Below are 22,668 nucleotides of genomic sequence, written 5' to 3'. Positions count from 1 at the left end.
AACGCCCCCGGTCTCGCGACCGGGGGCGTTTTTTCAAGCTCGGGCTAAATTACGCCTTGGCTTTCTTGGCAGCGCGGGTACGCTCGCTTTCGTCCAGGATCTTCTTGCGAAGACGGATGGACTTAGGAGTCACTTCGCACAGCTCGTCTTCCTGGATGTATTCCAGAGCCTGTTCCAGGGTGAAGCGAACAGGTGGGACCAGAGCGATGGTTTCGTCTTTACCCGAAGCACGCATGTTGTCGAGCTTCTTGCCTTTGGTTGGGTTCACACCCAGGTCGTTGTCGCGGCTGTTCTGACCAACGATTTGACCGTTGTAGATCTCCTGGCCGTGTTCTACGAACAGCTTGCCACGAGCCTGCAGGGTTTCCAGCGAGTAGGTCAGAGCCTTGCCGGTTTCAACCGAAACCAGAACGCCGTTCTGACGGCCGGACATGTGGCCCGACTTGACGGTGTCGTAACGATCGAAGATCGAGGTCAGGATGCCAGCACCGTTGGTCAGGGTCAGGAACTGGTTACGGAAACCGATCAGACCGCGAGCAGGGATGTTGTATTCCAGACGAACACGGCCCTTGCCATCCGGCACCATGTTGCTCAGGTCGCCTTTGCGCAGACCCATCTCTTCCATGACCTTGCCCTGTGCTTCTTCAGGGATGTCGATGGTGACGTTTTCAAACGGTTCTTGCTTGACGCCGTCAACTTCACGAATGATCACTTCAGGACGGCCCAGGGCCAGTTCGAAGCCTTCGCGACGCATGGTTTCGATCAGTACCGAGAGGTGCAGCTCACCACGGCCGGAAACCTTGAACTTGTCAGCGGTATCGCCTTCTTCAACGCGCAGTGCAACGTTGTACAGCAGCTCTTTGTCCAGACGGTCCTTGATGTTACGGGACGTCACGAACTTGCCTTCTTTACCGCAGAATGGCGAGTCGTTTACCTGGAAGGTCATCGAAACGGTTGGCTCGTCAACGGTCAGAGGCTTCATCGCCTCGACGGTGTCCGGGTGGCACAGGGTGTCGGAGATGAACAGCGAGTCCATACCGCTGATGCAAACGATATCGCCTGCTGCAGCTTCTTCAACGTCAACGCGGTGCAGACCGTGGTGACCCATCAGTTTCAGGATACGGCCGTTGCGACGCTTGCCGTCGGCACCGATAGCCACAACCGGGGTGTTCGGCTTGACGCGGCCACGAGCGATACGGCCAACGCCGATAACACCCAGGAAGCTGTTGTAGTCCAGAGCGGAGATCTGCATCTGGAACGCGCCGTCACGGTCAACAGCCGGAGGCGGAACGTGGTCGACTACCGCTTGGTACAGCGGGGTCATGTCTTCAGCCATGGCGGTGTGATCCAGACCGGCGATGCCGTTCAGGGCCGAGGCGTAAACAACCTGGAAGTCCAGTTGTTCTTCGGTCGCACCGAGGTTGTCGAACAGGTCGAAGATCTGGTCCAGAACCCAGTCCGGACGCGCGCCTGGACGGTCAACCTTGTTGATCACCACGATTGGACGCAGGCCGGCTTCGAAAGCCTTCTTGGTCACGAAACGGGTTTGCGGCATAGGGCCGTCTTGAGCGTCAACCAGCAGCAGAACGGAGTCAACCATCGACATTACGCGTTCAACTTCGCCGCCGAAGTCGGCGTGGCCCGGGGTGTCCACGATGTTGATGTGGTAGCCGTTCCAGTTGATGGCGGTGTTTTTCGCCAGAATGGTAATACCGCGCTCTTTTTCCTGGTCGTTGGAGTCCATCACGCGCTCGTCGTTGAGCTCGTTGCGCTCCAGGGTGCCGGATTGACGCAGGAGTTTGTCTACCAGGGTGGTCTTACCATGGTCAACGTGGGCAATGATGGCGATGTTACGTAGATTTTCGATCACTTGTGTATCTCGATCAGAGGATTCGGTTTGCTGACAAGTCTTGGCAGCGATTAACAGTAGTGTCCGGCATGGCCGTTACAGCTTGACGGCGGTGTCGGGGGGCCGGTGACGCAGGCCACAGGCAAACAGCCCCGGGCACTTAGCTCGGTCGATAAACGCGCACATTGGCATGCCCCTCACTGAGCAAATGGTGAGCATGCAGGCGACTCATCACGCCTTTGTCGCAATACAGCAGGTACTGGCGAGTCGGATCCAGCTCCTTGAAACGAGCGTTCACTGCGTAGAACGGCATCGTCTGTACTTCTATGCCGGCGAGTTCCAGCGGGTCATCCTCGGCCGCATCCGGGTGACGGATGTCGATGACGATCTGACCAGCCAGCGCTTCGCCGACTTCTTCGATCTGCAAGTCCTGGCCCAATTCGTCAATCACTCGATCGATCGGCACCAGTTTGGCGTTTTCGAGCGCACGCTCGAGGACCGCCATGTCGAATTCTTTCTCTTCGTGCTCAACGCGGTAGCGTTTGGCGGCGGTCTTCGGATTAACCGAAATGACCCCGCAGTATTCCGGCATGTGCCGGGCGAAATCGGCGGTGCCGATCTCGTTGGCCGTGTCGATGATGTCCTGTTTGTGCGCGACGATCAGCGGGCGCAGGACCAACTTGTCGGTCACGCAGTCGATCACCGACAGGTTCGGCAAGGTCTGGCTCGACACCTGGGAGATCGCTTCGCCGGTCACCAGTGCATCGATGTGCAGGCGGTCGGCAATGGCGGAGGACGCGCGCAACATCATACGCTTCAATACGACGCCCATATGACTGTTATCGACTTTGCCGAGAATTTCGCCCAACACTTCTTCGAACGGAACACTGACAAATAGCACGCGTTGCGAGCTGCCGTACTTCTTCCAGATGAAATGCGCGACTTCCATCACGCCCAATTCATGGGCACGACCGCCCAGATTGAAGAAGCAGAAATGCGCCATCAGGCCGCGGCGCATGATCTGGTAGGCGGCAACCGTCGAGTCAAAGCCGCCGGACATCAATACCAGCGTCTGCTCCAGGGCGCCGAGCGGGTAACCGCCGATGCCGTTGTGCTGGCCGTGGATGACAAACAACCGTTGGTCGCGAACTTCGATGCGAACTTCGATTTCCGGCGCTTTGAGGTCGATACCGGCCGCCCCGCACTCGCGACGCAGCTTGCTGCCGACGTATTTTTCAACGTCCATCGAGCTGAACGGATGCTTGCCCGCACGCTTGCAGCGCACCGAGAAAATCTTCCCGGCCAGCTCATCGCCGTAGTGCTGTTTGCACTTCTCGGTGATGTCGTCGAAGTCGCCCAGCGGGTACTCGTCGATCTGCAGAAAATGCGCAATGCCCGGCGTGCAGATCAGGCGTTCGCCCATCTCTTTCAAGGCTTTGGGGTCGGTAACGCGGGTTTCCAGCTCGAGATTGTCCCACACACCGTTCACCACCACGGCCGGGTCCAGATCGCGGAGCACAGCGCGGATGTTCTTGGCCAACTGGCGGATGAAACGCATCCGGACAGGGCGGCTTTTGATGGTGATCTCGGGGAAGACTTTTACGATTAGTTTCATGAAAACAGCGCGCGCAGGGCCAGCCGAAAAAGGGGGGCGCGGATTATAGCGGAAATTGCTCAAGGTTTAACCAGTTAATATGCAGAAGGTTTCGCATGCACCAAAACGGGTCATTTTCAGATTTGCACGCTACATTAAGGGGCGAGATTTTCCCCTTTATTGCGCTTTGCACCGCTGCCAGCGTGAATTTGGGGCAAAAAACCCATGGTGGGGCACTGGCATGCAATTTGCTCCCTTGTGAGGCAGGTTGCCTTGGCAGAGTATCTGCGCCGGCATCACCCATATTAAGGGCATCCACTACCAAGCCCTAAGCCACCCGGAGGACACTATGTCGAAGTCGGTTCAACTCATCAAAGATCATGACGTCAAGTGGATTGATCTGCGCTTCACGGACACCAAAGGCACTCAGCACCACGTGACCATGCCGGCTCGCGATGCGCTGGAAGACGACTTCTTCGAAGTCGGCAAGATGTTCGACGGTTCCTCCATCGCTGGCTGGAAAGGCATCGAAGCCTCCGACATGATCCTGCTGCCGGACGACGATACTGCCGTTCTCGACCCGTTCACCGAAGACGCGACCCTGATTCTGGTCTGCGACATCATCGAACCGTCGACCATGCAAGGTTACGATCGCGACCCGCGCGCCATCGCTCACCGTGCCGAGGAATACCTGAAGACCACCGGTATCGGTGACACCGTCTTCGCCGGTCCAGAACCAGAATTCTTCATCTTCGACGAAGTGAAGTTCAAGTCGGATATCTCCGGCTCGATGTTCAAGATCTACTCCGAACAAGGTTCGTGGATGTCCGACCAGGACATCGAAGGCGGCAACAAAGGCCACCGCCCTGGTATCAAAGGCGGCTACTTCCCGGTTCCGCCGTTCGACCACGACCACGAAATCCGTACTGCCATGTGCAACGCACTGGAAGAAATGGGCCAGACCGTTGAAGTTCACCACCACGAAGTGGCGACTGCCGGTCAGAACGAAATTGGTGTCAAGTTCAACACCCTGGTGAAGAAAGCTGACGAAGTTCAGACTCTGAAATACGTTGTACACAACGTTGCCGACGCTTACGGCCGCACCGCGACCTTCATGCCGAAGCCACTGTACGGCGACAACGGCTCGGGCATGCACGTGCACATGTCCATCGCCAAAGACGGCAAGAACACCTTCGCTGGCGAAGGCTATGCCGGCCTGTCCGAAACCGCCCTGTACTTCATCGGCGGTATCATCAAGCACGGTAAGGCGCTGAACGGCTTCACCAACCCGGCCACCAACTCCTACAAGCGTCTGGTGCCAGGTTTCGAAGCTCCGGTCATGCTGGCCTACTCGGCTCGCAACCGTTCCGCCTCGATCCGTATTCCTTACGTCAACAGCCCACGCGGCCGTCGTATCGAAGCACGTTTCCCGGATCCGGCTGCCAACCCGTACCTGGCTTTCGCAGCACTGCTGATGGCCGGCCTGGACGGTATCCAGAACAAGATCCACCCAGGCGATGCCGCTGACAAAAACCTGTACGACCTGCCGCCTGAAGAGGCGAAAGAGATCCCACAAGTTTGCGGCAGCCTGAAAGAAGCCCTGGAAGAGCTGGACAAGGGCCGTGCGTTCCTGACCAAGGGCGGCGTGTTCTCCGACGACTTCATCGACGCTTACATCGCGCTGAAATCCGAAGAAGAAATCAAGGTTCGCACCTTCGTACACCCACTGGAATATGAGCTGTACTACAGCTGCTGATCCGGTAGCGCTGCGGCACGCGGCGTGACAAAAAGAGGCCTCCTTCGGGAGGCCTTTTTTGTGCGCGCTCATCCATGGATAATCCGCCGCCTCTGCGCCCGTTACCGGCGCCTTGACGAAGGGATTCGCATGAAGTGGTTATGGGCGCTGCCCCTGATAGCCGGCCTCGCCAGCCAGACTCTGAACGCAGCCGAGTTTTATGAAAACAAGCCGCTGGCTCATCCACTGATTCAGGGAATGCAGGAGAGCTCGGCCACCCTGGCATTTATCAAAGAAGCCAGCGGTGTGAAAGGTTACTACTGCGTTTGCAACACGCCCGAGGCAAACCCGCAACTGCTGGATGACTTCGGCCAGGCTTCGATCGAATCGGTATTTCTCATGTCACTCGACAGCGAGGATCCGACCCGCTTCGTGCTGTTCCGGCAAAACGATCGCTACAAGGTCTACGCCTACAAATACGACGCCTACGATCACCTCTACAGCCGTGTCACGCGCCTGCAGCCGGCGCTGGATCGCATCACCGAAGGCCAGAAACGCCTCGATGCACCGACCATCAAGAAAGCCCTGAGCCGAATCACACCGCTCAACTATCGCCTTTACTATGAAGAGTCCGGCGTGCCCGAGTTCGACCAGCTCGATTTAAGCCAAGGCGATCTGGTGAGCTATTACGGCCAGTACTACGACCCGCTGAGCGACCCAACGCCAGAGGACGAACCGTATTTTTTCAAGAAGACCTATCAGGAAAAAGACGGACGCTTTCTCACCGTTACCTTCTGGCGCTGGCTCGACGCCACACTCGTCGAAGGTAACCGCACGCTGTACAACTATCGGGTCAGACGTATCGCCTGGGAAACCGAACCGGCGAAATTCACTGGCGGTGAAGATGGCCAGTCGGTGTCTTATGATTCTGAATCGATCTCAGCCCAAGGTGCCTACAAACAGGGCGTGCGTATCGGTCCGTGGTCTACCGCCAAAGACGAGAAATATTCTGAGTCCGGTCATTTCGCAGACGGTAAACGGGAGGGGCAATGGAGCCTTTACCAGGACGGGCAAACGCTGGACGGCGAGTACCACAATGATTTGCGCGAGGGCCATTGGCAGCTTTCCAACTACGACGAAATGGAATGGGTCGCCACCGGATTCCAGACCTATGCCCATGGCCAACTCAACGGCCCGAGCGAACTGACCATCGCCGGCGTTACCGAGCGCGGCAGTTATATCGACGACAAGCGCCAAGGCCTGTGGACAACCAAAACAGGTACCGGCAACTACACCGACGACCTGCAAAGCGGCCCATGGACACTCAAGGCCGAGAACGGCCACATCCAGACCGTGAGCTTCGTCGCCGGAAAAAAGGAAGGCGAGCTGCGCGATACCGACGCCAATGGCGTTTTGACCTACATCGAGCATTACAAGGCTGGCGTCCTGTCCGGCGTGCGTGAGAGCCTGTTTGAGTCGGGCGCTTCACGATAAAAATCCGGGGATGGTTTGTGTGAGCGGATGTTATCCCGGTTGGGCTTACCGCCGCCCCTGGCCTATGCTGCAAGCCAATCTCATTGTTGATCGGTCGAATCCATGGGTCGTGGTTTTCTATTCCTGCTACTGGTGATTGCCCTGCCCGCCGCCGCGCAGATCTACAAGTACACCGACGCCAACGGCAACACGGTCTACAGCGATCATTCGCCGGACGGTGTGCAGGCGCAGCCGCTGGAACTGCCGCCGCTCAACAGCGTCGAGCCACAGGCACCGAGCGCGCCGGCGCCCTCCAGTACGGACAGTCGCCCAGCGTCACGCAGCGCTTATGAAGTGCTGGAACTGACCGGCCTGCCCAGCGCAGAAGCCCTGCGCGCCAACAACGGCACCTTTACCGTCACCGTGCTGATCAAACCGCGCCTGCAACCGCCGCAGCAATTAAGGCTGGTCCTGGACGACGCGCCTTACGGCCAGCCGAGCAACGTGCCGATCCTGCAACTGGTGAATGTCGATCGCGGCGAGCATCGGCTGGCGGTACAGGTGATCGACGGCGAAACGATCATCCAGCAGAGCCCGACGGTGGTGTTCACCGTGCAGCGGGTGCACAAGCCATGAGGGTTTTCTGGCTGATCCTGTGCCTGCTGGCCCTGCCCGTTTCAGCGGAGGTCTTCACCTATGTCGATGCGCAGGGCAATCGCGTCTACACCGACCAGCCACGCGGCAATGCCAAGCGCGTCCCCATCGCGACCAGCAATCGCATGTCGGCCAACCCCACGACCGCAACGCCGATCCGTGCTGTACAAAAATCCCCGGAACAGCCGCTGTTCCACTACGACATGTTGCGCATTCTGATCCCCGAACCGGACGCGACCATCCGCAGCAGCGCCGGCGAGCTGATCGTCAGCGTCACCAGCGAACCAGGCCTGCAACACGGTCATCGCTATCGTCTGCTGCTGGACGGTGAGGCCACTGGCGAACCGGGTCTGAGCCCGGTGTTCCCGCTGAGCAACATCGACCGGGGCAGTCACAACCTGTCGGTGGAAATCCTCGACGAGCAGGGCCGCACCGTCGAACGCACTGCCAACCAGCCGTTCCACATGCTGCGCATCTCGCTTGCGCAGAAACGCCAGGTCAAACCCTGCGTCAGCGAAGACTATGGCGTGCGCCCGGAATGTCCGCTGAAGGACAAACCGCCCGAGCCGAGAAATCCCTTCCTGCGTTTCTTCTAACGCCGTTCAGCTTTGCGCACTATATTGGTGCAACAAGTTGCACCGTACCCACATTCCAACCCATTTTGGTTCGAAAGTACCCGCCAAGCCTGACATGACGCCACGCAAACGAGCGTCAAACGCCTGTTTCAGGGGTTGAGCGCTTCTTTTCGGAGCCTTGGTTTGGTTTTTGCATTTTCCTCGCATCAGCGCTTAGTTCTCGCGCACGCCTTGCTCCAAAAGGGGTCCAGATGACCATAAGCGACGCAATCCACCGTTTGCTGCTCGACAACCTGACCACCGCCACCATCCTGCTCGACGCCGAGTTGCGCCTTGAGTACATGAATCCGGCGGCCGAGATGCTGCTGGCCATCAGCGGTCAGCGCAGCCATGGGCAGTTCATCAGCGAGCTGTTTACCGAATCCACCGAGGCGCTCAACTCGCTGCGCCAAGCGGTCGAACAGGCGCACCCGTTCACCAAGCGCGAAGCGATGCTCACCGCCCTCACCGGCCAGACCCTGACCGTGGACTACGCGGTGACGCCGATCCTCAGCAATGGCGCGACCATGCTTCTGCTGGAAGTGCACCCGCGTGATCGCCTGCTGCGGATCACCAAGGAAGAGGCGCAATTGTCCAAGCAGGAAACCAGCAAGATGCTGGTGCGCGGCCTCGCCCACGAGATCAAGAACCCTTTGGGCGGCATCCGTGGCGCCGCGCAATTGCTGGCCCGCGAACTGCCGGAAGACAGCCTGCGCGACTACACCAACGTGATCATCGAAGAGGCCGACCGCCTGCGCAATCTGGTCGACCGCATGCTCGGCTCGAACAAGTTGCCGTCGCTGGCCCTGTGCAACGTCCACGAAGTACTCGAGCGCGTCTGCCAACTGGTCGAAGCGGAAAGTCAGGGCTGCATCACTCTGGTGCGCGATTACGACCCGAGCATTCCCGACGTATTGATCGACCGCGAGCAAATGATTCAGGCCGTACTGAACATCGTGCGCAATGCGATGCAGGCGATCAGCAGCCAGAACGAGCTGCGGCTGGGCCGCATCAGCCTGCGCAGCCGGACCATGCGCCAGTTCACCATTGGCCACGTCCGCCATCGCCTGGTGACCAAGATCGAGATTATCGACAACGGTCCCGGGATCCCGGCGGAACTCCAGGAAACCATCTTCTTTCCCATGGTCAGCGGCCGCCCGGACGGTACCGGGCTGGGCCTGGCCATCACCCAGAACATCATCAGCCAGCACCAGGGCCTGATCGAGTGTGACAGCCACCCCGGCCACACCACGTTCTCGATCTTTCTGCCACTGGAACAAGGAGCCACATCGACATGAGCCGTAGTGAAACCGTGTGGATCGTCGATGACGACCGTTCTATCCGTTGGGTTCTGGAAAAAGCCTTGCAGCAGGAAGGCATGACCACGCAGAGCTTCGACAGCGCCGATGGCGTGATGAGTCGTCTGGCCCGTCAGCAACCTGATGTGATCATTTCCGATATCCGCATGCCGGGCGCCAGTGGCCTGGACCTGCTGGCGCGGATTCGCGAGCAGCACCCACGGTTGCCGGTCATCATCATGACCGCTCACTCCGACCTGGACAGCGCAGTCGCCTCGTACCAGGGCGGTGCGTTCGAGTATTTGCCGAAGCCGTTCGACGTTGATGAGGCGGTGTCGCTGGTCAAACGCGCCAATCAGCATGCGCAGGAACAGCAAGGCCTGGAAGTGGTGCCGGCACTGACCCGCACCCCGGAAATCATCGGCGAAGCGCCGGCGATGCAGGAAGTGTTTCGCGCCATCGGCCGCTTGAGCCACTCCAACATCACCGTGCTGATCAACGGCGAATCCGGTACCGGTAAAGAGCTGGTGGCCCACGCCCTGCACCGTCACAGCCCGCGCGCGGCCTCGCCGTTCATTGCACTGAACATGGCGGCGATTCCCAAGGACCTGATGGAATCCGAGCTGTTCGGCCACGAGAAAGGCGCGTTTACCGGCGCGGCCAACCTGCGCCGTGGTCGTTTCGAACAGGCTGACGGCGGCACACTGTTCCTCGACGAAATCGGCGACATGCCGGCGGATACGCAAACCCGTTTGCTGCGGGTGCTGGCCGACGGCGAGTTCTATCGCGTTGGCGGGCACGTGCCGGTCAAGGTCGACGTGCGGATCATCGCCGCGACCCACCAGAATCTGGAAACCCTGGTGCACGCCGGGAAATTCCGTGAGGACTTGTTCCATCGCCTCAACGTGATCCGCATCCATATCCCGCGCCTGTCGGACCGTCGCGAAGACATCCCGACTCTGGCCAAGCACTTCCTCAGCCGCGCCGCGCAAGAACTGGCGGTGGAGCCGAAGCTGCTGAAAAGCGAGACCGAGGAATACCTGAAGAACCTGCCATGGCCGGGCAACGTACGGCAGTTGGAGAACACTTGCCGCTGGATCACCGTGATGGCCTCCGGACGCGAAGTGCACATCAGCGACCTGCCGCCCGAATTGCTGAGCCTGCCACAAGATTCCGCGCCGGTAACCAACTGGGAGCAGGCGCTGCGCCAGTGGGCCGATCAGGCGTTGGCCCGTGGCCAGTCGAGTCTGCTCGACAGCGCGGTGCCGGCGTTTGAGCGGATCATGATCGAGACTGCCTTGAAGCACACGGCCGGACGTCGGCGTGATGCGGCGGTGTTGTTGGGTTGGGGGCGCAACACCCTGACGCGCAAGATCAAGGAATTGGGGATGAAGGTCGATGGCGGGGATGATGATGAAGGGGATGAGGGCTAAACAGCCTATAGGCCTGTGGTGAAACACAAATTACGTAAACACCAAAGATCCAATGTGGGAGCGGGCTTGCTCGCGAAAGCGCTGTGTCATTGCACGGGATGGTGACTGACATGACGCCTTCGCGAGCAAGCCCGCTCCCACAGTTAGCCCTCTGCGCACCACAGCAATGCACTTTGAACCGCAATAGAGCATAACCTTCAGTTCAGATCGCCAGTAAAAATCACCGATAAACAATAACCCCAGAAACACGAAAGCCCCGGATAACGGGGCTTTCGTGTTTCTGATCAACTTTTTTGTTTCACCAAATAAAAACCTGGCACGCCCCCTGCAATACCTCTCACAGGTGATTCGATTCACCACCCGTTTCGGGGACCTTGGTACAGGCAGGCCGGGGATTCCCCTCTTTACACCGGGCGCACACCGCAATGCGATGCGCCCACCCTTTTGGGATCCTTGGTACAGGCAGGCCGGGGGTTCCCTCTTTACACCGGACCGACGCTCTCAGCGAAGTCCACCCCGTTTTGGGAACCCTGGTACAGGCAGGCCGGGGATTCCCGCTTTTATTGCTCTCGGAGATGGATCTCAAGCCGCCAGCGGTCATCGACCTTACTGGCGGCCCAGTCACCCTGCAGCGGCCGCGCCGCCAGCACCGTCAGCAACAGCCCGCCGTCACTCACCCGCGTTCGCCAGTTCACGTCCTTGCCGTTGAGCTTGAGCTGGCCTTTCTGCGAGCGGCCTTCAGCCTGGAATAACAGCGCCACTGTGCCGTCGATGATTTCACCGTGAAGCTTCGGTTCGTTGTTGAACCAGACCACCAGGCCGTCGTCCGTCACTTCGACCTGCTGCAGCACGCTCGGATCCGGCGTGGTCAGGCGACCGATCATCAAACCGATCATCAGACCGACAATCGCCAGCGAACCGATCACCCGCGGGAATAGTTTCGAACGCGGGTCGGCTTGCGGCGTAGAATGCGCGTCATCTTTACCTTCGGAGCCGTGCATGTTTCACGTCATCCTTTTTCAACCAGAAATTCCGCCGAATACCGGCAACGTTATCAGGCTGTGCGCCAACAGCGGCTGCCACCTGCATTTGATCGAACCGCTGGGTTTCGAGATGGACGACAAGCGCTTGCGCCGGGCCGGTCTCGACTACCACGAATATGCCACGCTGCAACGTCATGCCGACCTCGCCAGTTGCCTGGAAAGCCTGGGCAACCCACGGTTATTCGCCTTTACCACCAAGGGTTCGCGGCCGTTTCACGATGCCGCGTTCGTCCCGGGCGATGCGTTCATTTTCGGCCCGGAAAGCCGTGGCTTGCCGCCGGAAGTACTCGACGCCCTGCCCGCTGAACAGCGCCTGCGCCTGCCCATGCGTGAAGGCTGCCGCAGCCTGAACCTGTCCAACACCGTGGCCGTCGCTGTATACGAAGCCTGGCGCCAGAACGACTTCAAATAACTACACACCTGATCGTTCCCACGCTCTGCGTGGGAATGCAGCCCGTGACGCTCCGCGTCACTGGACGCGGAGCGTCCCCAGAGGCATTCCCACGCGGAGCGTGGGAACGATCAGCCAAGAAAAAAGCGCCTGTTACGGCGCTTTTTTCGTTGTAGCCAGGACCGTTTATTGAACGGTTGGCGTTTCGCCGCTTTCCTGCATGCGCTGCAGCTCTTGCGCGTACAGGGCGTCGAAGTTCACCGGAGCCAGCATCAGGGCCGGGAACGAACCGCGGGTCACCAGGCTGTCCAGGGTTTCGCGAGCGTACGGGAACAGGATGTTCGGGCAGAACGCACCCAGAGTGTGGCTCATCGAAGCCGCGTCCAGGTTCTTGATCAGGAAGATACCGGCCTGCTGCACTTCAGCGATGAAGGCGACTTCGTCGCCGTTTTTCACGGTAACGGACAGGGTCAGCACGACTTCGTAGAAATCGCCTTCCAGCTCTTTCTGACGGGTGTTCAGATCCAGACCGACGGTCGGGTCCCACTGCTGGCGGAAGATCGCCGGGCTTTTCGGGGCTTCGAAGGACAGATCGCGTACGTAGATGCGCTGCAAGGAGAATTGCGGTGCGGTTTCTTCTTCGCTGGCTGCAGTGTTCTGTTGGTCAGTCATCTCAGATCCTTTCTGATCTTGGGTCTTTTAGGGATTGCTGTACGTGGGTGCAGCCGTTCAGGCCTTGAGCAGCGCGTCGAGCTTGCCGGCGCGCTCCAGGGCATACAAATCATCACAACCGCCGATGTGCTTGCTGCCGATCCAGATCTGCGGCACGGACGTGCGCCCGGCTTTCTGGGTCATTTCGGCGCGCACCTGCGGCTTGCCATCGACCTTGATCTCTTCGAAGGCCACACCTTTGTTCTCGAGCAGGTACTTGGCTCGCGAGCAGTAAGGGCAGTAATCGCTGGAGTAGACGATGACTTCGCTCATATCACTTCACCAGCGGCAGGTTGTCGCCTTTCCAGCTGGAGATCCCGCCGGACAGCTTGGCGGCGGTGAAGCCGGATTTCATCAGTTCGCGGGCGTGGGTGCCGGCGGTCTGGCCCAGGGCGTCGACCAGAATGATGGTCTTGGCCTTGTGCTTTTCCAGCTCGCCGATTCGTGCAGCCAGCTTGTCCTGGGGAATGTTCACCGCGCCAACGATATGGCCAGCAGCGAAATCCTTGGCCGGACGGATGTCCACCACCACGCCTGCTTCTTTGTTGACCAGAGCGGTCAGCTCGCCGGTGCTCAGGCTTTTACCGCCGCCCTGCATCGTGTGGGCAAGCAACAGGGCCAGCAGTACGACGAAGATACCGACAAGAATGTAGTGGTTAGTGGCAAATTCAATCAGGTGAGCAACCATCGAAGGAGGTTCCAGGGCGTTAAAATGTCGGCCAGTATACACAGCAGCCATGGTGGGCCAAACCCCGTCCGGCGGTGACGCCGCAGGAACTTCGCATTAAACTGCCACTCCCTTTTCCATCGCCCTCTTCTTTATTAGCCACGAGTGGATTCCATGACTACCACGCCTAAACCTTTGGTCCTGATGATTCTCGACGGCTTCGGTCACAGTGACAGCCACGAATCCAATGCCGTGTATGCGGCGAACAAGCCGGTACTCGATCGCCTGTGGGCCAGCGTGCCGAACGGTTTGATCTCGGGCAGCGGTATGGACGTCGGCCTGCCGGACGGCCAGATGGGCAACTCCGAAGTCGGCCACATGAACCTCGGCGCCGGTCGCGTGGTGTATCAGGACTTTACCCGCGTGACCAAAGCGATCCGCGACGGCGAGTTCTTCGAGAACCCGACCATCTGCGCTGCGGTGGATAAAGCCGTGGCTGCCGGTAAAGCCGTGCACTTCATGGGCCTGCTGTCGGATGGCGGCGTGCACAGCCACCAGGATCACCTGATCGCCATGGCCGAACTGGCCTTCAAGCGCGGTGCCGAGAAAATCTACCTGCACGCCTTCCTCGACGGCCGCGACACGCCACCGAAAAGCGCCACGTCGTCGATCGAACTGCTCGACGCGACTTTCCAGGCACTCGGCAAGGGCCGCATCGCCAGCATCGTCGGTCGCTATTACGCGATGGACCGTGACAACCGCTGGGACCGCGTATCCCAGGCCTACAACCTGATCGTCGACGGCAACGCCGAATTCAACGCCGCCACCGCCCAGGAGGGTCTCGACGCAGCCTACGCCCGTGGCGAGAGCGACGAATTCGTCAAGGCCACCACCATCGGCGAGCCGGTCAAGGTTGAAGACGGCGACGCCGTGGTGTTCATGAACTTCCGCGCCGACCGTGCCCGCGAGCTGACCCGCGTATTCGTCGAAGACGATTTCAAGGAGTTCGAGCGCGCGCGCCAGCCAAAACTGGCCGGTTTCGTCATGCTGACCCAATACGCCGCCAGCATCCCTGCGCCATCGGCCTTCGCCGCCGGCAGCCTGGAAAACGTGCTCGGCGACTACCTGGCGAAGAACGGCAAGACCCAGCTGCGTATCGCGGAAACCGAAAAATACGCGCACGTGACCTTCTTCTTCTCCGGTGGTCGTGAAGAACCGTTCCCGGGCGAAGAGCGCATCCTGATCCCGTCGCCGAAAGTCGCCACCTACGACCTGCAACCGGAAATGAGCGCGCCAGAAGTCACCGACCGTATCGTCGACGCCATCGAGCACCAGCGTTACGACGTGATCGTGGTCAACTACGCCAACGGCGACATGGTCGGCCACAGCGGCGTGTTCGACGCTGCAGTGAAAGCCGTGGAATGCCTGGACACCTGCGTCGGCCGCATCGTCGAGGCACTGGAAAAAGTCGGCGGCGAAGCGCTGATCACCGCCGACCACGGCAACGTCGAGCAGATGTCCGACGCCTCCACCGGCCAGGCGCACACCGCTCACACCACGGAGCCGGTACCGTTCATTTATGTCGGCAAGCGTGACCTCAAGGTTCGCGAAGGCGGCGTACTGGCGGACGTGGCACCGACCATGCTGATGCTGCTGGGCCTGGAAAAACCGGCGGAAATGACTGGCACGTCGATTCTGGTCTAACCCCGAATCGCCAAAACACCGCAAACCCCTGTGGGAGCGGGCTTGCTCGCGAATGCGGTGGGTCAGTCAACATCAACGTTGCTGACGCACCGCATTCGCGAGCAAGCCCGCTCCCACATTGGTTTTGCGCTATTTTTAATACCGAATCCGCTCCAGTTATCACACAAGCCCAATTGGGCGTTTTTTTTGCAGCGTCGGGCGGGCATACTAGGCCGTCCCTTACCCTGGTGCCGCCCGCCTCTATGCTCCGCGTCCTGATCGCCCTCGCTCTGACCTGCCTGCTCCAACCGGCCTTCGCTGACGAGCGCGCGCAAACCCAACAGCAGTTGGATGCCACGCGTCAGGATATTGCCGAGCTGAAAAAGCTGCTGAACAAGGTTCAGGAAGAAAAATCCGGCGTACAGAAAGAGCTCAAGGGCACTGAAACCGAGATGGGCAAGCTCGAAAAGCAGATCGATGCGCTGCAAAAAGAGCTGAAGAAAAGCGAATCCGAACTGCAGCGACTCGATACGGAGAAAAAAAAACTCCAGAGCGCACGCACTGAACAGCAGCGACTGATCGCCATCCAGGCCCGTGCGGCCTATCAGAACGGCCGTCAGGAATACCTCAAGCTGTTGCTCAACCAGCAGAATCCCGAGAAATTCGCCCGCACCCTCACCTATTACGACTACCTGAGCCAGGCCCGCCTGGAGCAGTTGAAGAACTTCAACGAAACCCTGCGCCAACTGGCCAATGTCGAACAAGACATCGCCGCCCAGCAAGCGCAATTGCTGGTCCAGAAAAGCAGCCTCGACACTCAACGCGATGAACTCGACAAAGTTCGCAAGGAACGCCAGCAGGTCCTCGCCAAGCTCAACGACGATGTAAAGGCGCGCGATCAGAAACTCGCCGCCCGCGAGCAGGATCAGGCAGACCTGTCTAAAGTCCTTAAAACCATTGAAGAAACCCTGGCCCGCCAGGCCCGTGAGGCAGAAGAAGCGCGGCAGAAAGCGCTGATCGCCCAGCAGGAAGCGGAAAAAAAGCGTTTGCGTGAGGCGCAGGCTGATAACAGCGACGCCCCACGAAAACCGGTCAAATCAACCCCAGGCGCGCAGGTTTCCAGCAGCGGCGAGACCTTCGGTGGCCCTTTTGCTGCAACCCGGGGAAAACTTCCGTGGCCGGTTGATGGTCGACTGCTGGCACGCTTCGGCGAAAGCCGTGGCGACGATGCGCGCACCAAATGGGACGGCGTGATGATCAGCGCCGCCGCCGGCAGCCAGGTGCATGCCGTACACGGCGGGCGCGTGGTGTTCGCCGACTGGTTGCGCGGTGCCGGGCTGCTGGTGATCCTCGATCACGGCAATGGGTATCTGAGTCTTTACGGTCACAACCAGACGCTGCTCAAGTCGGCCGGTGACGTGGTAAAAGCCGGTGAGTCGATTTCCACTGTAGGTAACAGTGGCGGTCAGGACACGCCTGCGCTGTATTTCGCAATTCGTCAGCAGGGTCACCCGAGTGATCCGGCGCAATGGTGTCACGCGCAAGGATAAGCGCGTCGCCTAATTCAGGAGTTCGTTCGACATGCTGCATTTGTCCCGCCTTACCTCGCTGGCCCTGACGATCGCCCTGGTGATCGGCGCGCCTCTGGCGTTCGCTGCTCAACCGGCCCCGGCCGTCGCTCCGGCAGGCACTGCCGCGACCGCCAAGGCACCGTTGCCGCTGGAAGAGCTGCGCACCTTCGCCGAGGTGATGGATCGGATCAAGGCTGCCTATGTCGAGCCGGTGGACGACAAGACCCTGCTGGAAAACGCAATCAAGGGCATGCTCAGCAACCTCGATCCGCACTCCGCCTATCTCGGCCCCGAAGACTTCACCGAGCTGCAGGAAAGCACCAGCGGTGAATTCGGCGGCCTGGGCATCGAAGTCGGTTCTGAAGACGGCTTCATCAAAGTCGTGTCGCCAATCGACGACACGCCTGCGTCGAAGGCCGGTATCCAGGCCGGTGACTTCATCGTCAAGATCAACGGCCAGCCGACTCGCGGCCAGACCATGACCGAAGCCGTGGACAAGATGCGCGGCAAGATCGGTCAGAAGATCACTCTGACCCTGGTCCGTGACGGCGGCACACCATTCGACGTGACCCTGGCCCGCGCCGTGATTCAAGTGAAGAGCGTCAAGGCACAGCTGCTGGAATCGGGCTACGGCTACATACGCATCACCCAGTTCCAGGTCAAGACCGGCGAAGAAGTTTCCAAGGCCCTGGCCAAGCTGCGCAAGGACAACGGCAAGAAACTCAACGGCATCATCCTCGACCTGCGCAACAACCCGGGCGGGGTGCTGCAGGCGGCGGTGGAAGTGGTCGACCACTTCATCAAGAAAGGCCTGATCGTCTACACCAAAGGCCGGATCGCCAACTCCGAGCTGCGCTTCTCTGCCACCGGCAAGGACGAAAGCGAAGCGGTGCCAATGGTGGTGCTGATCAACGGTGGCAGCGCCTCTGCCTCGGAAATCGTCGCCGGCGCCCTGCAGGATCAGAAACGCGCCGTGGTCATGGGCACCACCAGTTTCGGCAAAGGCTCGGTGCAGACCGTGCTGCCGCTGAATAACGACCGCGCACTGAAGATCACCACGGCGCTGTACTTCACGCCGAACGGCCGCTCGATCCAGGCCCAGGGCATCGTCCCGGACATCGAAGTGCGCAAGGCCAAGATCACCAACGAGGCGGACGGCGACTACTTCAAGGAAGCGGACCTGCAAGGTCACCTGGGCAACGGCAACGGCGGCGCGGACAAGCCGACCGGTTCCGGCGCCAAGGCCAAGGCTATGCCGCAGGATGACGATTACCAGTTGGCCCAGGCCCTGAGCCTGCTCAAAGGCCTGAGCATCACTTCCGGCCGTTGAGGATGTCTTTGCGTTTTCTCTTCGTCCTGCTGTGCTGTCTGGCGGGTGCTGCTCACGCAGAGCCCGCCAGAACCACTCCGCAAAAAGCCTACCTGACACTGATCATCGACGACCTGGGGCAGAACCTGCCCCGGGATCGCCGCGTGCTGGCCCTGCCCGGCCCGGTGACCACGGCGATCATGCCCGACACCCCGCACGCCACTGAATTCGCCCGCGAAGCTCACCGCGCCGGCAAGATCGTGATCCTGCACATGCCCATGGACCCGGCCACCGGCCCATACGCCTGGCACCCCGACCTGCCCCTCGAAGAGCTGGAAAAGCGCCTCGATGCAGCCTTCAAAATGGTCCCCTACACCGCCGGCATCAATAACCACATGGGCAGCCGCATGACCGCGCAACCGGTGGCGATGGCGTGGCTGATGGGCGAGTTGCAGCGCCGTCACAAGTTCTTCGTCGACAGCCGCACCAGTGCGCAAACCGTCGCCGCACAGCAGGCCCAGAAGATCGATCTGGCGAGTGTCTCGCGGGACGTGTTTCTCGATGACGAGCGCACTGAAGCGGCGATCTACACCCAGTTGCAGACGGCGATCAACCTGGCGCGCAAGCAGGGTTCAGCGGTGATGATCGGCCACCCGTATCCGCAGACGCTGGCAGTGCTGGAGCGCGAACTGCCGAAGCTGAAGGCTCAAGGCATCGAGTGGATCGACATCAAGCAGATGATTAGCGTACGTAGCAATCGCGCCATGGCCGGCCATGGCAAAGACGGTGTTTATCGGTAATACCGTGTCACGACATTGAATACATAGTTACCGCCAGAGGCCTGGCGCACATCCGGATAGTAAGACCTGCAACGGGTCGCGACTCCCTTGAGTCGCCGTTCATTATCAGGACTGACTATGACTATTCATGACGAAGCCGCAACACCAACCAGGCATATGGAACCCATCAGGCACGACAACCTGCTGATCAACTTCACCACGGAGTTTCACCGAATCTGGGACAGCGCCGGCTCGCGGGCGAAACCCGCTGCCTTCTGGCGCCCGACCCCGGCGCCGGATGCGTTGCCGGGCTATTTTCCGCTAGGTGATGTGATCGCTGCCGGATTCGACAACCTCAATAACGCCAGCGCCGTGGCTGTCGTGGTTTGCGAGGCGCAGGTAGCCAGCACAGACCCCGCCAAGGGCAAGGCATTAAGCCGACCGGATGACTTCGAGTTGATCTGGAAAGATTCAGGCTCAGGATCGAAAAAAGACGGGGCCATTTGGCGACCCATTCCCCCGGAGGGCTATGTAGCCTTGGGTTGCGTCTGCTCCAATGATCACGATAAACCGTCGCTCAATGCTGTTCGCTGCGTCCGTGCCGATCTGGTGACCGCCTCGAAAGTCAACGAACTGATCTGGAGCGACAAGGGCAGCGGCGCAAAACAAAGTGTCAGCGTTTGGAGCATCGCTCCTCCAGTGGCTGCGCCTGGGGAAACTCACCTTGCACCCGGTATCGCGATAAGTGACAACGGCTACGCCAGACCCGAGAGTTTCTCAGCCTATTCATTACGCATGCCGATTGCGCTGAAGATGAACGCCCGCCCAGTCGCGCCAACACTGAACGGACGCATACCACCGAGCGAACTGGACACGTCCACCCATACCGCCAAACTGCCGTGGTTCACCATCAAAGACCCGTTGCTCACGCCTCTGGAACAACTGCGTTCATCGCCCTTTTATCTTCTGCAAAGAACTGACCGGTATCTGCTTGTCGGTCATGAACATAATCCAGAGTCAGCGAACAGGACATTCAGGTGGACGGCGCCACGCGTCCAGGGTCCTGCCAGCCTCTTGATTTTCGCCAGAGCGACTTCGGTAAAGTTTGAAGGTCAATGGCAATCCAGCATGCCAACGGCGATGGCATTCTCGGCGCACCTTGAAGATGATTTCACTCAGAGCAAGCCCCACTCCACCGAGTGGTTCAATTCGATACCCATGGAGATCATCGCATTCGCGCCAAAAAACAGAACGGTGGCGGTTTATCTGATTCAAAGTGACTACAGGCTGCTGCGCGCAGACGGTACACCAGTAACAGATAGCTTCAGCTACACCGATGGCAACAGCCTGCACATCACTGAGTACACGCCCGAGGAACCTGAGACTATCACCCCGTCGCTACAGACAATGGCAGCGCCAGTTACCCCGCCCATCACTGAAACAGCCAAGCCAGTCTCCGCTGTACAACCTGAGCCGCCGATAGCAACCGTTACAGATAGCGAGACATAATCTCGTCGACGACACCGTCTTTGCGCATCTGATCCAGCGCTGCCTGCAGCTTGGCGACGACGGTGTCAGCTACGTCTTTGTTCAGCGCCAGGTACAGTTCGGCGCTGTTGAAGCGCAATACGGTCTTGAGTCCAGTGACTCCATCCTGCCGCGCCAGATAACGCCCGGCAGGATCCCCGGTGGCCCACAGATCGATCTGGCCGTTGACCAGTTTTTTCGCATTGTCCTGATCACGCAGGACAACCAGCGGCTGCAAGCCTTGCCTGGTCAACGTTTCGGCAATCGCATCGCCCTTGTAGGCACCGATCTTGTATTTGCGCGCATCGTTGAGGGTTTCGAGGGTGATTTTGCTGTCGGCTCTTGCCAACATGATCCAGTCGTCGGGACCGATCGGGCCGACCCATTTGAATAGATTCTCGCGATCCGGCAGACGCGCCATCACGAAAGCGCCATAACCGGGGTTTTCCAACGCCAGTTTGTAGACCCGCTCCCAAGGGAAGCGCAGTGTCAGGCTGTAGGTGAGCCCGGCACGCTTGAACATCTCGCGCACGATGTCGGTGGCGATACCATTGATGTTCTCGCCCTTGGCGAAGTTCTTGCCGTCTTTCGCCATGTTGTAGGGCGGGAAGTTTTCGGTGAGAAGCACCAGATCGGTGTCAGGACTGTTTTCCGCCCGCGCCGTATTGAGCAACAACACAGAAGCACTGGCGAGAACAAGAAGCAGGCGTTTGATCATGTCGGGCTACCGGAATCCATGGCGTGCCCAAGAGTGCCTTGGGTACGCCATACTGTCCACTGGCCTGTACGGATTAGCGCATCACGATGCCGCGTTTGGCCATATACGCTTTCGCTTCCTGCACGGTGTATTCACCGAAGTGGAAAATACTCGCGGCGAGCACCGCACTGGCGTGCCCTTCGAGGATGCCGTCAGCCAGGTGCTGCAGGTTGCCGACTCCGCCCGAAGCAATTACCGGAATGCCCAGCGCATCGCTGATGGCACGGGTTACACCGAGGTCAAAGCCGTTTTTCATGCCGTCCTGATCCATGCTGGTCAGCAGGATCTCGCCGGCCCCCAGGCCTTCCATCTTCTTCGCCCACTCGACGGCGTCGAGACCGGTCGGCTTGCGCCCGCCGTGAGTGAAGATTTCCCAGCGCGGGGTTTCACCCAGACCGGACACCTTCTTCGCGTCAATGGCGACGACGATGCATTGCGAGCCGAAATGCTGTGCGGCTTCGCCAACGAATTCCGGGTTGAAAACGGCAGCGGTGTTGATCGACACCTTGTCCGCACCGGCATTGAGCAGGTTGCGGATATCCTGCACGGTGCGCACGCCACCGCCAACGGTCAGCGGAATGAACACCTGGCTGGCCATGCGCTCGACGGTATGCAGCGTGGTGTCGCGGCCATCGACGCTGGCGGTGATGTCGAGGAAGGTAATCTCGTCGGCACCCTGCTCGTCATAGCGACGGGCGATTTCCACCGGGTCACCGGCGTCGCGGATATTCTCGAACTTCACACCCTTGACGACCCGGCCGTTGTCCACGTCCAGGCAAGGGATGATGCGTTTGGCCAGCGCCATGGTCAGTCCTCAGCCTTTGTACGAATCGCAGAAAGCTTGCGCTTCGGCGACGTCGAGGGTGCCTTCATAAATCGCCCGGCCGGTGATGGCGCCGATGATGCCTGGCGCCTTGGCGTCGAGCAGCGACTTGATGTCACCCAGGTTGTGGATACCGCCGGAAGCGATCACCGGGATCTTGGTAGCAGCAGCCAGCGCAGCGGTGAACGGCACATTGCAGCCCTGCATCATGCCGTCTTTGGCGATGTCGGTATAAACGATCGAGGACACGCCATCGGCTTCAAACTGCTTGGCCAGATCGATGACCTGCACGCTGCTGATTTCAGCCCAGCCATCGGTGGCGACGAAACCGTCTTTGGCATCCAGACCAACGATGATCTTGCCCGGGAACGCACGGCAGGCCTCAGCGACGAACGCCGGATCTTTTACGGCTTTGGTGCCGATGATCACGTAGCTCACGCCGGCCTTGACGTAGTGCTCGATGGTTTCCAGCGAACGAATGCCGCCGCCGATCTGGATCGGCAGGGTCGGGTAGCGCTTGGCGATCGCGGTGACCACTTCGCCGTTGACCGGCTGGCCTTCGAAAGCGCCGTTCAGGTCGACCAGATGCAGACGACGGCAACCGCCCTCCACCCACTTGGCAGCCATGCTCACCGGGTCATCGGAGAACACTGTGGAATCTTCCATGCGGCCCTGGCGCAGACGTACGCAGGCACCGTCTTTGAGATCGATAGCGGGAATAATCAGCATCTGGCAAACCTTCAAATTTGAATGTTCA

Annotated in this window: 21 protein-coding genes; 12 read left to right on the top strand and 9 right to left on the bottom strand. The window is 59.6% G+C overall.

The window, feature by feature from the left end; all coding sequences use genetic code 11:
• Positions 1–49: 49 nt before the first annotated feature.
• Complete coding sequence (gene typA, locus QMK55_RS15285) at positions 50–1,870, bottom strand: translational GTPase TypA (protein ID WP_102358549.1); 1,821 nt, start codon at positions 1,868–1,870, stop codon at positions 50–52.
• A 139-nt stretch (positions 1,871–2,009) separates the two neighbouring features.
• Positions 2,010–3,464, bottom strand: a complete 1,455-nt coding sequence (gene thiI, locus QMK55_RS15280) for a tRNA uracil 4-sulfurtransferase ThiI (protein WP_102358550.1) — start codon at positions 3,462–3,464, stop codon at positions 2,010–2,012.
• A gap of 328 nt (positions 3,465–3,792) precedes the next feature.
• Here thiI and glnA point away from each other — a divergent pair, with 328 nt between their 5' ends.
• The 6 genes from glnA (at position 3,793) to ntrC (ending at position 10,650) form a co-directional block, all read left to right on the top strand.
• Positions 3,793–5,199 (top strand): glutamate--ammonia ligase, encoded by a 1,407-nt coding sequence (gene glnA, locus QMK55_RS15275; RefSeq protein WP_003220788.1) that lies wholly within the window; start codon positions 3,793–3,795, stop codon positions 5,197–5,199.
• Positions 5,200–5,328: 129 nt separating this feature from the next.
• The gene (locus tag QMK55_RS15270) at positions 5,329–6,672 is read left to right on the top strand and encodes a hypothetical protein (RefSeq protein WP_320329492.1); all 1,344 of its coding nucleotides are present in this window, start codon (positions 5,329–5,331) and stop codon (positions 6,670–6,672) included.
• A 102-nt stretch (positions 6,673–6,774) separates the two neighbouring features.
• Positions 6,775–7,287, top strand: coding sequence for a DUF4124 domain-containing protein (locus QMK55_RS15265; protein ID WP_320329491.1), 513 nt, complete (start codon positions 6,775–6,777; stop codon positions 7,285–7,287).
• Positions 7,284–7,901: a DUF4124 domain-containing protein gene (locus QMK55_RS15260; RefSeq protein ID WP_102358553.1), complete on the top strand. Its 618-nt coding sequence runs from the start codon at positions 7,284–7,286 to the stop codon at positions 7,899–7,901. Before QMK55_RS15265 ends, QMK55_RS15260 begins: the two co-directional genes overlap by 4 nt.
• A 230-nt stretch (positions 7,902–8,131) precedes the next feature.
• Positions 8,132–9,217 carry a nitrogen regulation protein NR(II) gene (gene glnL, locus QMK55_RS15255; RefSeq protein ID WP_102358554.1) on the top strand — a complete coding sequence of 362 codons (1,086 nt, stop codon included), beginning with the start codon at positions 8,132–8,134 and terminating at the stop codon, positions 9,215–9,217.
• Positions 9,214–10,650 carry a nitrogen regulation protein NR(I) gene (ntrC, locus tag QMK55_RS15250; RefSeq protein ID WP_007961729.1) on the top strand — a complete coding sequence of 479 codons (1,437 nt, stop codon included), beginning with the start codon at positions 9,214–9,216 and terminating at the stop codon, positions 10,648–10,650. The genes glnL and ntrC overlap by 4 nt, the downstream gene beginning before the upstream one ends.
• 560 nt (positions 10,651–11,210) lie before the next feature.
• On the opposite strand, the gene QMK55_RS15245 is transcribed toward ntrC, so the two are convergent.
• A complete protein-coding gene (locus QMK55_RS15245; protein WP_102358555.1) occupies positions 11,211–11,651 on the bottom strand; it encodes a hypothetical protein in 441 nt (146 codons plus the stop codon).
• On the opposite strand from QMK55_RS15245, the gene QMK55_RS15240 reads away from it, so the two are divergent.
• The gene (locus tag QMK55_RS15240; RefSeq protein ID WP_003220777.1) at positions 11,650–12,105 is read left to right on the top strand and encodes a tRNA (cytidine(34)-2'-O)-methyltransferase; all 456 of its coding nucleotides are present in this window, start codon (positions 11,650–11,652) and stop codon (positions 12,103–12,105) included. The two genes, QMK55_RS15245 and QMK55_RS15240, sit on opposite strands and share 2 nt — an antisense overlap.
• A 165-nt stretch (positions 12,106–12,270) precedes the next feature.
• On the opposite strand, the gene secB is transcribed toward QMK55_RS15240, so the two are convergent.
• The 3 genes from secB to QMK55_RS15225 are packed head-to-tail and all read right to left on the bottom strand — an operon-like array spanning position 12,271 to position 13,483.
• Positions 12,271–12,756 (bottom strand): protein-export chaperone SecB, encoded by a 486-nt coding sequence (gene secB / locus QMK55_RS15235; RefSeq protein ID WP_008080562.1) that lies wholly within the window; start codon positions 12,754–12,756, stop codon positions 12,271–12,273.
• Between the two features lie 57 nt (positions 12,757–12,813).
• The gene (gene grxC / locus QMK55_RS15230) at positions 12,814–13,068 is read right to left on the bottom strand and encodes a glutaredoxin 3 (protein WP_102354618.1); all 255 of its coding nucleotides are present in this window, start codon (positions 13,066–13,068) and stop codon (positions 12,814–12,816) included.
• Position 13,069: 1 nt separating this feature from the next.
• Positions 13,070–13,483 (bottom strand): rhodanese-like domain-containing protein, encoded by a 414-nt coding sequence (locus QMK55_RS15225; protein ID WP_102354619.1) that lies wholly within the window; start codon positions 13,481–13,483, stop codon positions 13,070–13,072.
• Positions 13,484–13,636: 153 nt separating this feature from the next.
• On the opposite strand from QMK55_RS15225, the gene gpmI reads away from it, so the two are divergent.
• The 5 genes from gpmI to QMK55_RS15200 all read left to right on the top strand — a co-directional run bounded on the left by gpmI (position 13,637) and on the right by QMK55_RS15200 (position 20,313).
• Complete coding sequence (gene gpmI / locus QMK55_RS15220; protein WP_320329490.1) at positions 13,637–15,166, top strand: 2,3-bisphosphoglycerate-independent phosphoglycerate mutase; 1,530 nt, start codon at positions 13,637–13,639, stop codon at positions 15,164–15,166.
• Positions 15,167–15,408: 242 nt separating this feature from the next.
• Positions 15,409–16,695, top strand: a complete 1,287-nt coding sequence (locus QMK55_RS15215) for a murein hydrolase activator EnvC (protein ID WP_320329489.1) — start codon at positions 15,409–15,411, stop codon at positions 16,693–16,695.
• A 31-nt stretch (positions 16,696–16,726) separates the two neighbouring features.
• The gene (locus tag QMK55_RS15210) at positions 16,727–18,046 is read left to right on the top strand and encodes a S41 family peptidase (protein WP_041071409.1); all 1,320 of its coding nucleotides are present in this window, start codon (positions 16,727–16,729) and stop codon (positions 18,044–18,046) included.
• 2 nt (positions 18,047–18,048) lie between these two features.
• On the top strand, positions 18,049–18,825 hold the full coding sequence (locus QMK55_RS15205; RefSeq protein ID WP_320329488.1) for a divergent polysaccharide deacetylase family protein: 777 nt from the start codon (positions 18,049–18,051) through the stop codon (positions 18,823–18,825).
• Positions 18,826–18,942: 117 nt separating this feature from the next.
• Positions 18,943–20,313, top strand: coding sequence for a Vps62-related protein (locus QMK55_RS15200; protein ID WP_320329487.1), 1,371 nt, complete (start codon positions 18,943–18,945; stop codon positions 20,311–20,313).
• Here QMK55_RS15200 and QMK55_RS15195 read toward each other — a convergent pair.
• From QMK55_RS15195 to hisA, 3 genes are all read right to left on the bottom strand, one after another.
• Entirely contained in the window at positions 20,294–21,049 is a 756-nt protein-coding gene (locus QMK55_RS15195) for a substrate-binding periplasmic protein (protein ID WP_102354624.1), read from the bottom strand. The two genes, QMK55_RS15200 and QMK55_RS15195, sit on opposite strands and share 20 nt — an antisense overlap.
• Positions 21,050–21,122: 73 nt before the next feature.
• On the bottom strand, positions 21,123–21,893 hold the full coding sequence (hisF, locus tag QMK55_RS15190; RefSeq protein ID WP_320329486.1) for an imidazole glycerol phosphate synthase subunit HisF: 771 nt from the start codon (positions 21,891–21,893) through the stop codon (positions 21,123–21,125).
• Positions 21,894–21,902: 9 nt separating this feature from the next.
• Entirely contained in the window at positions 21,903–22,640 is a 738-nt protein-coding gene (gene hisA, locus QMK55_RS15185; RefSeq protein ID WP_320329485.1) for a 1-(5-phosphoribosyl)-5-[(5-phosphoribosylamino)methylideneamino]imidazole-4-carboxamide isomerase, read from the bottom strand.
• Positions 22,641–22,668 lie beyond the last annotated feature (28 nt).

The sequence above is a fragment of the Pseudomonas sp. P8_229 genome, assembly GCF_034008635.1.
GTDB lineage: Bacteria > Pseudomonadota > Gammaproteobacteria > Pseudomonadales > Pseudomonadaceae > Aquipseudomonas.
The sequence above is the reverse complement of the archived record's forward strand: the minus strand, read 5'-3'. Positions and strand labels throughout refer to the sequence as shown.

What these genes read in the sequence shown, in the direction of transcription:
- QMK55_RS15245 (WP_102358555.1), bottom strand. Translation starts at nt 11,651, where the DNA reads ATGCACGGCTCCGAAGGTAAAGATGACGCGCATTCTACGCCGCAAGCC.
- QMK55_RS15270 (WP_320329492.1), top strand. Translation starts at nt 5,329, where the DNA reads ATGAAGTGGTTATGGGCGCTGCCCCTGATAGCCGGCCTCGCCAGCCAG.
- secB (WP_008080562.1), bottom strand. Translation starts at nt 12,756, where the DNA reads ATGACTGACCAACAGAACACTGCAGCCAGCGAAGAAGAAACCGCACCG.
- QMK55_RS15195 (WP_102354624.1), bottom strand. Translation starts at nt 21,049, where the DNA reads ATGATCAAACGCCTGCTTCTTGTTCTCGCCAGTGCTTCTGTGTTGTTG.
- glnL (WP_102358554.1), top strand. Translation starts at nt 8,132, where the DNA reads ATGACCATAAGCGACGCAATCCACCGTTTGCTGCTCGACAACCTGACC.
- QMK55_RS15260 (WP_102358553.1), top strand. Translation starts at nt 7,284, where the DNA reads ATGAGGGTTTTCTGGCTGATCCTGTGCCTGCTGGCCCTGCCCGTTTCA.
- QMK55_RS15205 (WP_320329488.1), top strand. Translation starts at nt 18,049, where the DNA reads ATGTCTTTGCGTTTTCTCTTCGTCCTGCTGTGCTGTCTGGCGGGTGCT.
- glnA (WP_003220788.1), top strand. Translation starts at nt 3,793, where the DNA reads ATGTCGAAGTCGGTTCAACTCATCAAAGATCATGACGTCAAGTGGATT.
- hisF (WP_320329486.1), bottom strand. Translation starts at nt 21,893, where the DNA reads ATGGCGCTGGCCAAACGCATCATCCCTTGCCTGGACGTGGACAACGGC.
- QMK55_RS15215 (WP_320329489.1), top strand. Translation starts at nt 15,409, where the DNA reads ATGCTCCGCGTCCTGATCGCCCTCGCTCTGACCTGCCTGCTCCAACCG.
- hisA (WP_320329485.1), bottom strand. Translation starts at nt 22,640, where the DNA reads ATGCTGATTATTCCCGCTATCGATCTCAAAGACGGTGCCTGCGTACGT.
- ntrC (WP_007961729.1), top strand. Translation starts at nt 9,214, where the DNA reads ATGAGCCGTAGTGAAACCGTGTGGATCGTCGATGACGACCGTTCTATC.
- QMK55_RS15210 (WP_041071409.1), top strand. Translation starts at nt 16,727, where the DNA reads ATGCTGCATTTGTCCCGCCTTACCTCGCTGGCCCTGACGATCGCCCTG.
- thiI (WP_102358550.1), bottom strand. Translation starts at nt 3,464, where the DNA reads ATGAAACTAATCGTAAAAGTCTTCCCCGAGATCACCATCAAAAGCCGC.
- gpmI (WP_320329490.1), top strand. Translation starts at nt 13,637, where the DNA reads ATGACTACCACGCCTAAACCTTTGGTCCTGATGATTCTCGACGGCTTC.
- QMK55_RS15265 (WP_320329491.1), top strand. Translation starts at nt 6,775, where the DNA reads ATGGGTCGTGGTTTTCTATTCCTGCTACTGGTGATTGCCCTGCCCGCC.
- grxC (WP_102354618.1), bottom strand. Translation starts at nt 13,068, where the DNA reads ATGAGCGAAGTCATCGTCTACTCCAGCGATTACTGCCCTTACTGCTCG.
- QMK55_RS15200 (WP_320329487.1), top strand. Translation starts at nt 18,943, where the DNA reads ATGACTATTCATGACGAAGCCGCAACACCAACCAGGCATATGGAACCC.
- QMK55_RS15225 (WP_102354619.1), bottom strand. Translation starts at nt 13,483, where the DNA reads ATGGTTGCTCACCTGATTGAATTTGCCACTAACCACTACATTCTTGTC.
- QMK55_RS15240 (WP_003220777.1), top strand. Translation starts at nt 11,650, where the DNA reads ATGTTTCACGTCATCCTTTTTCAACCAGAAATTCCGCCGAATACCGGC.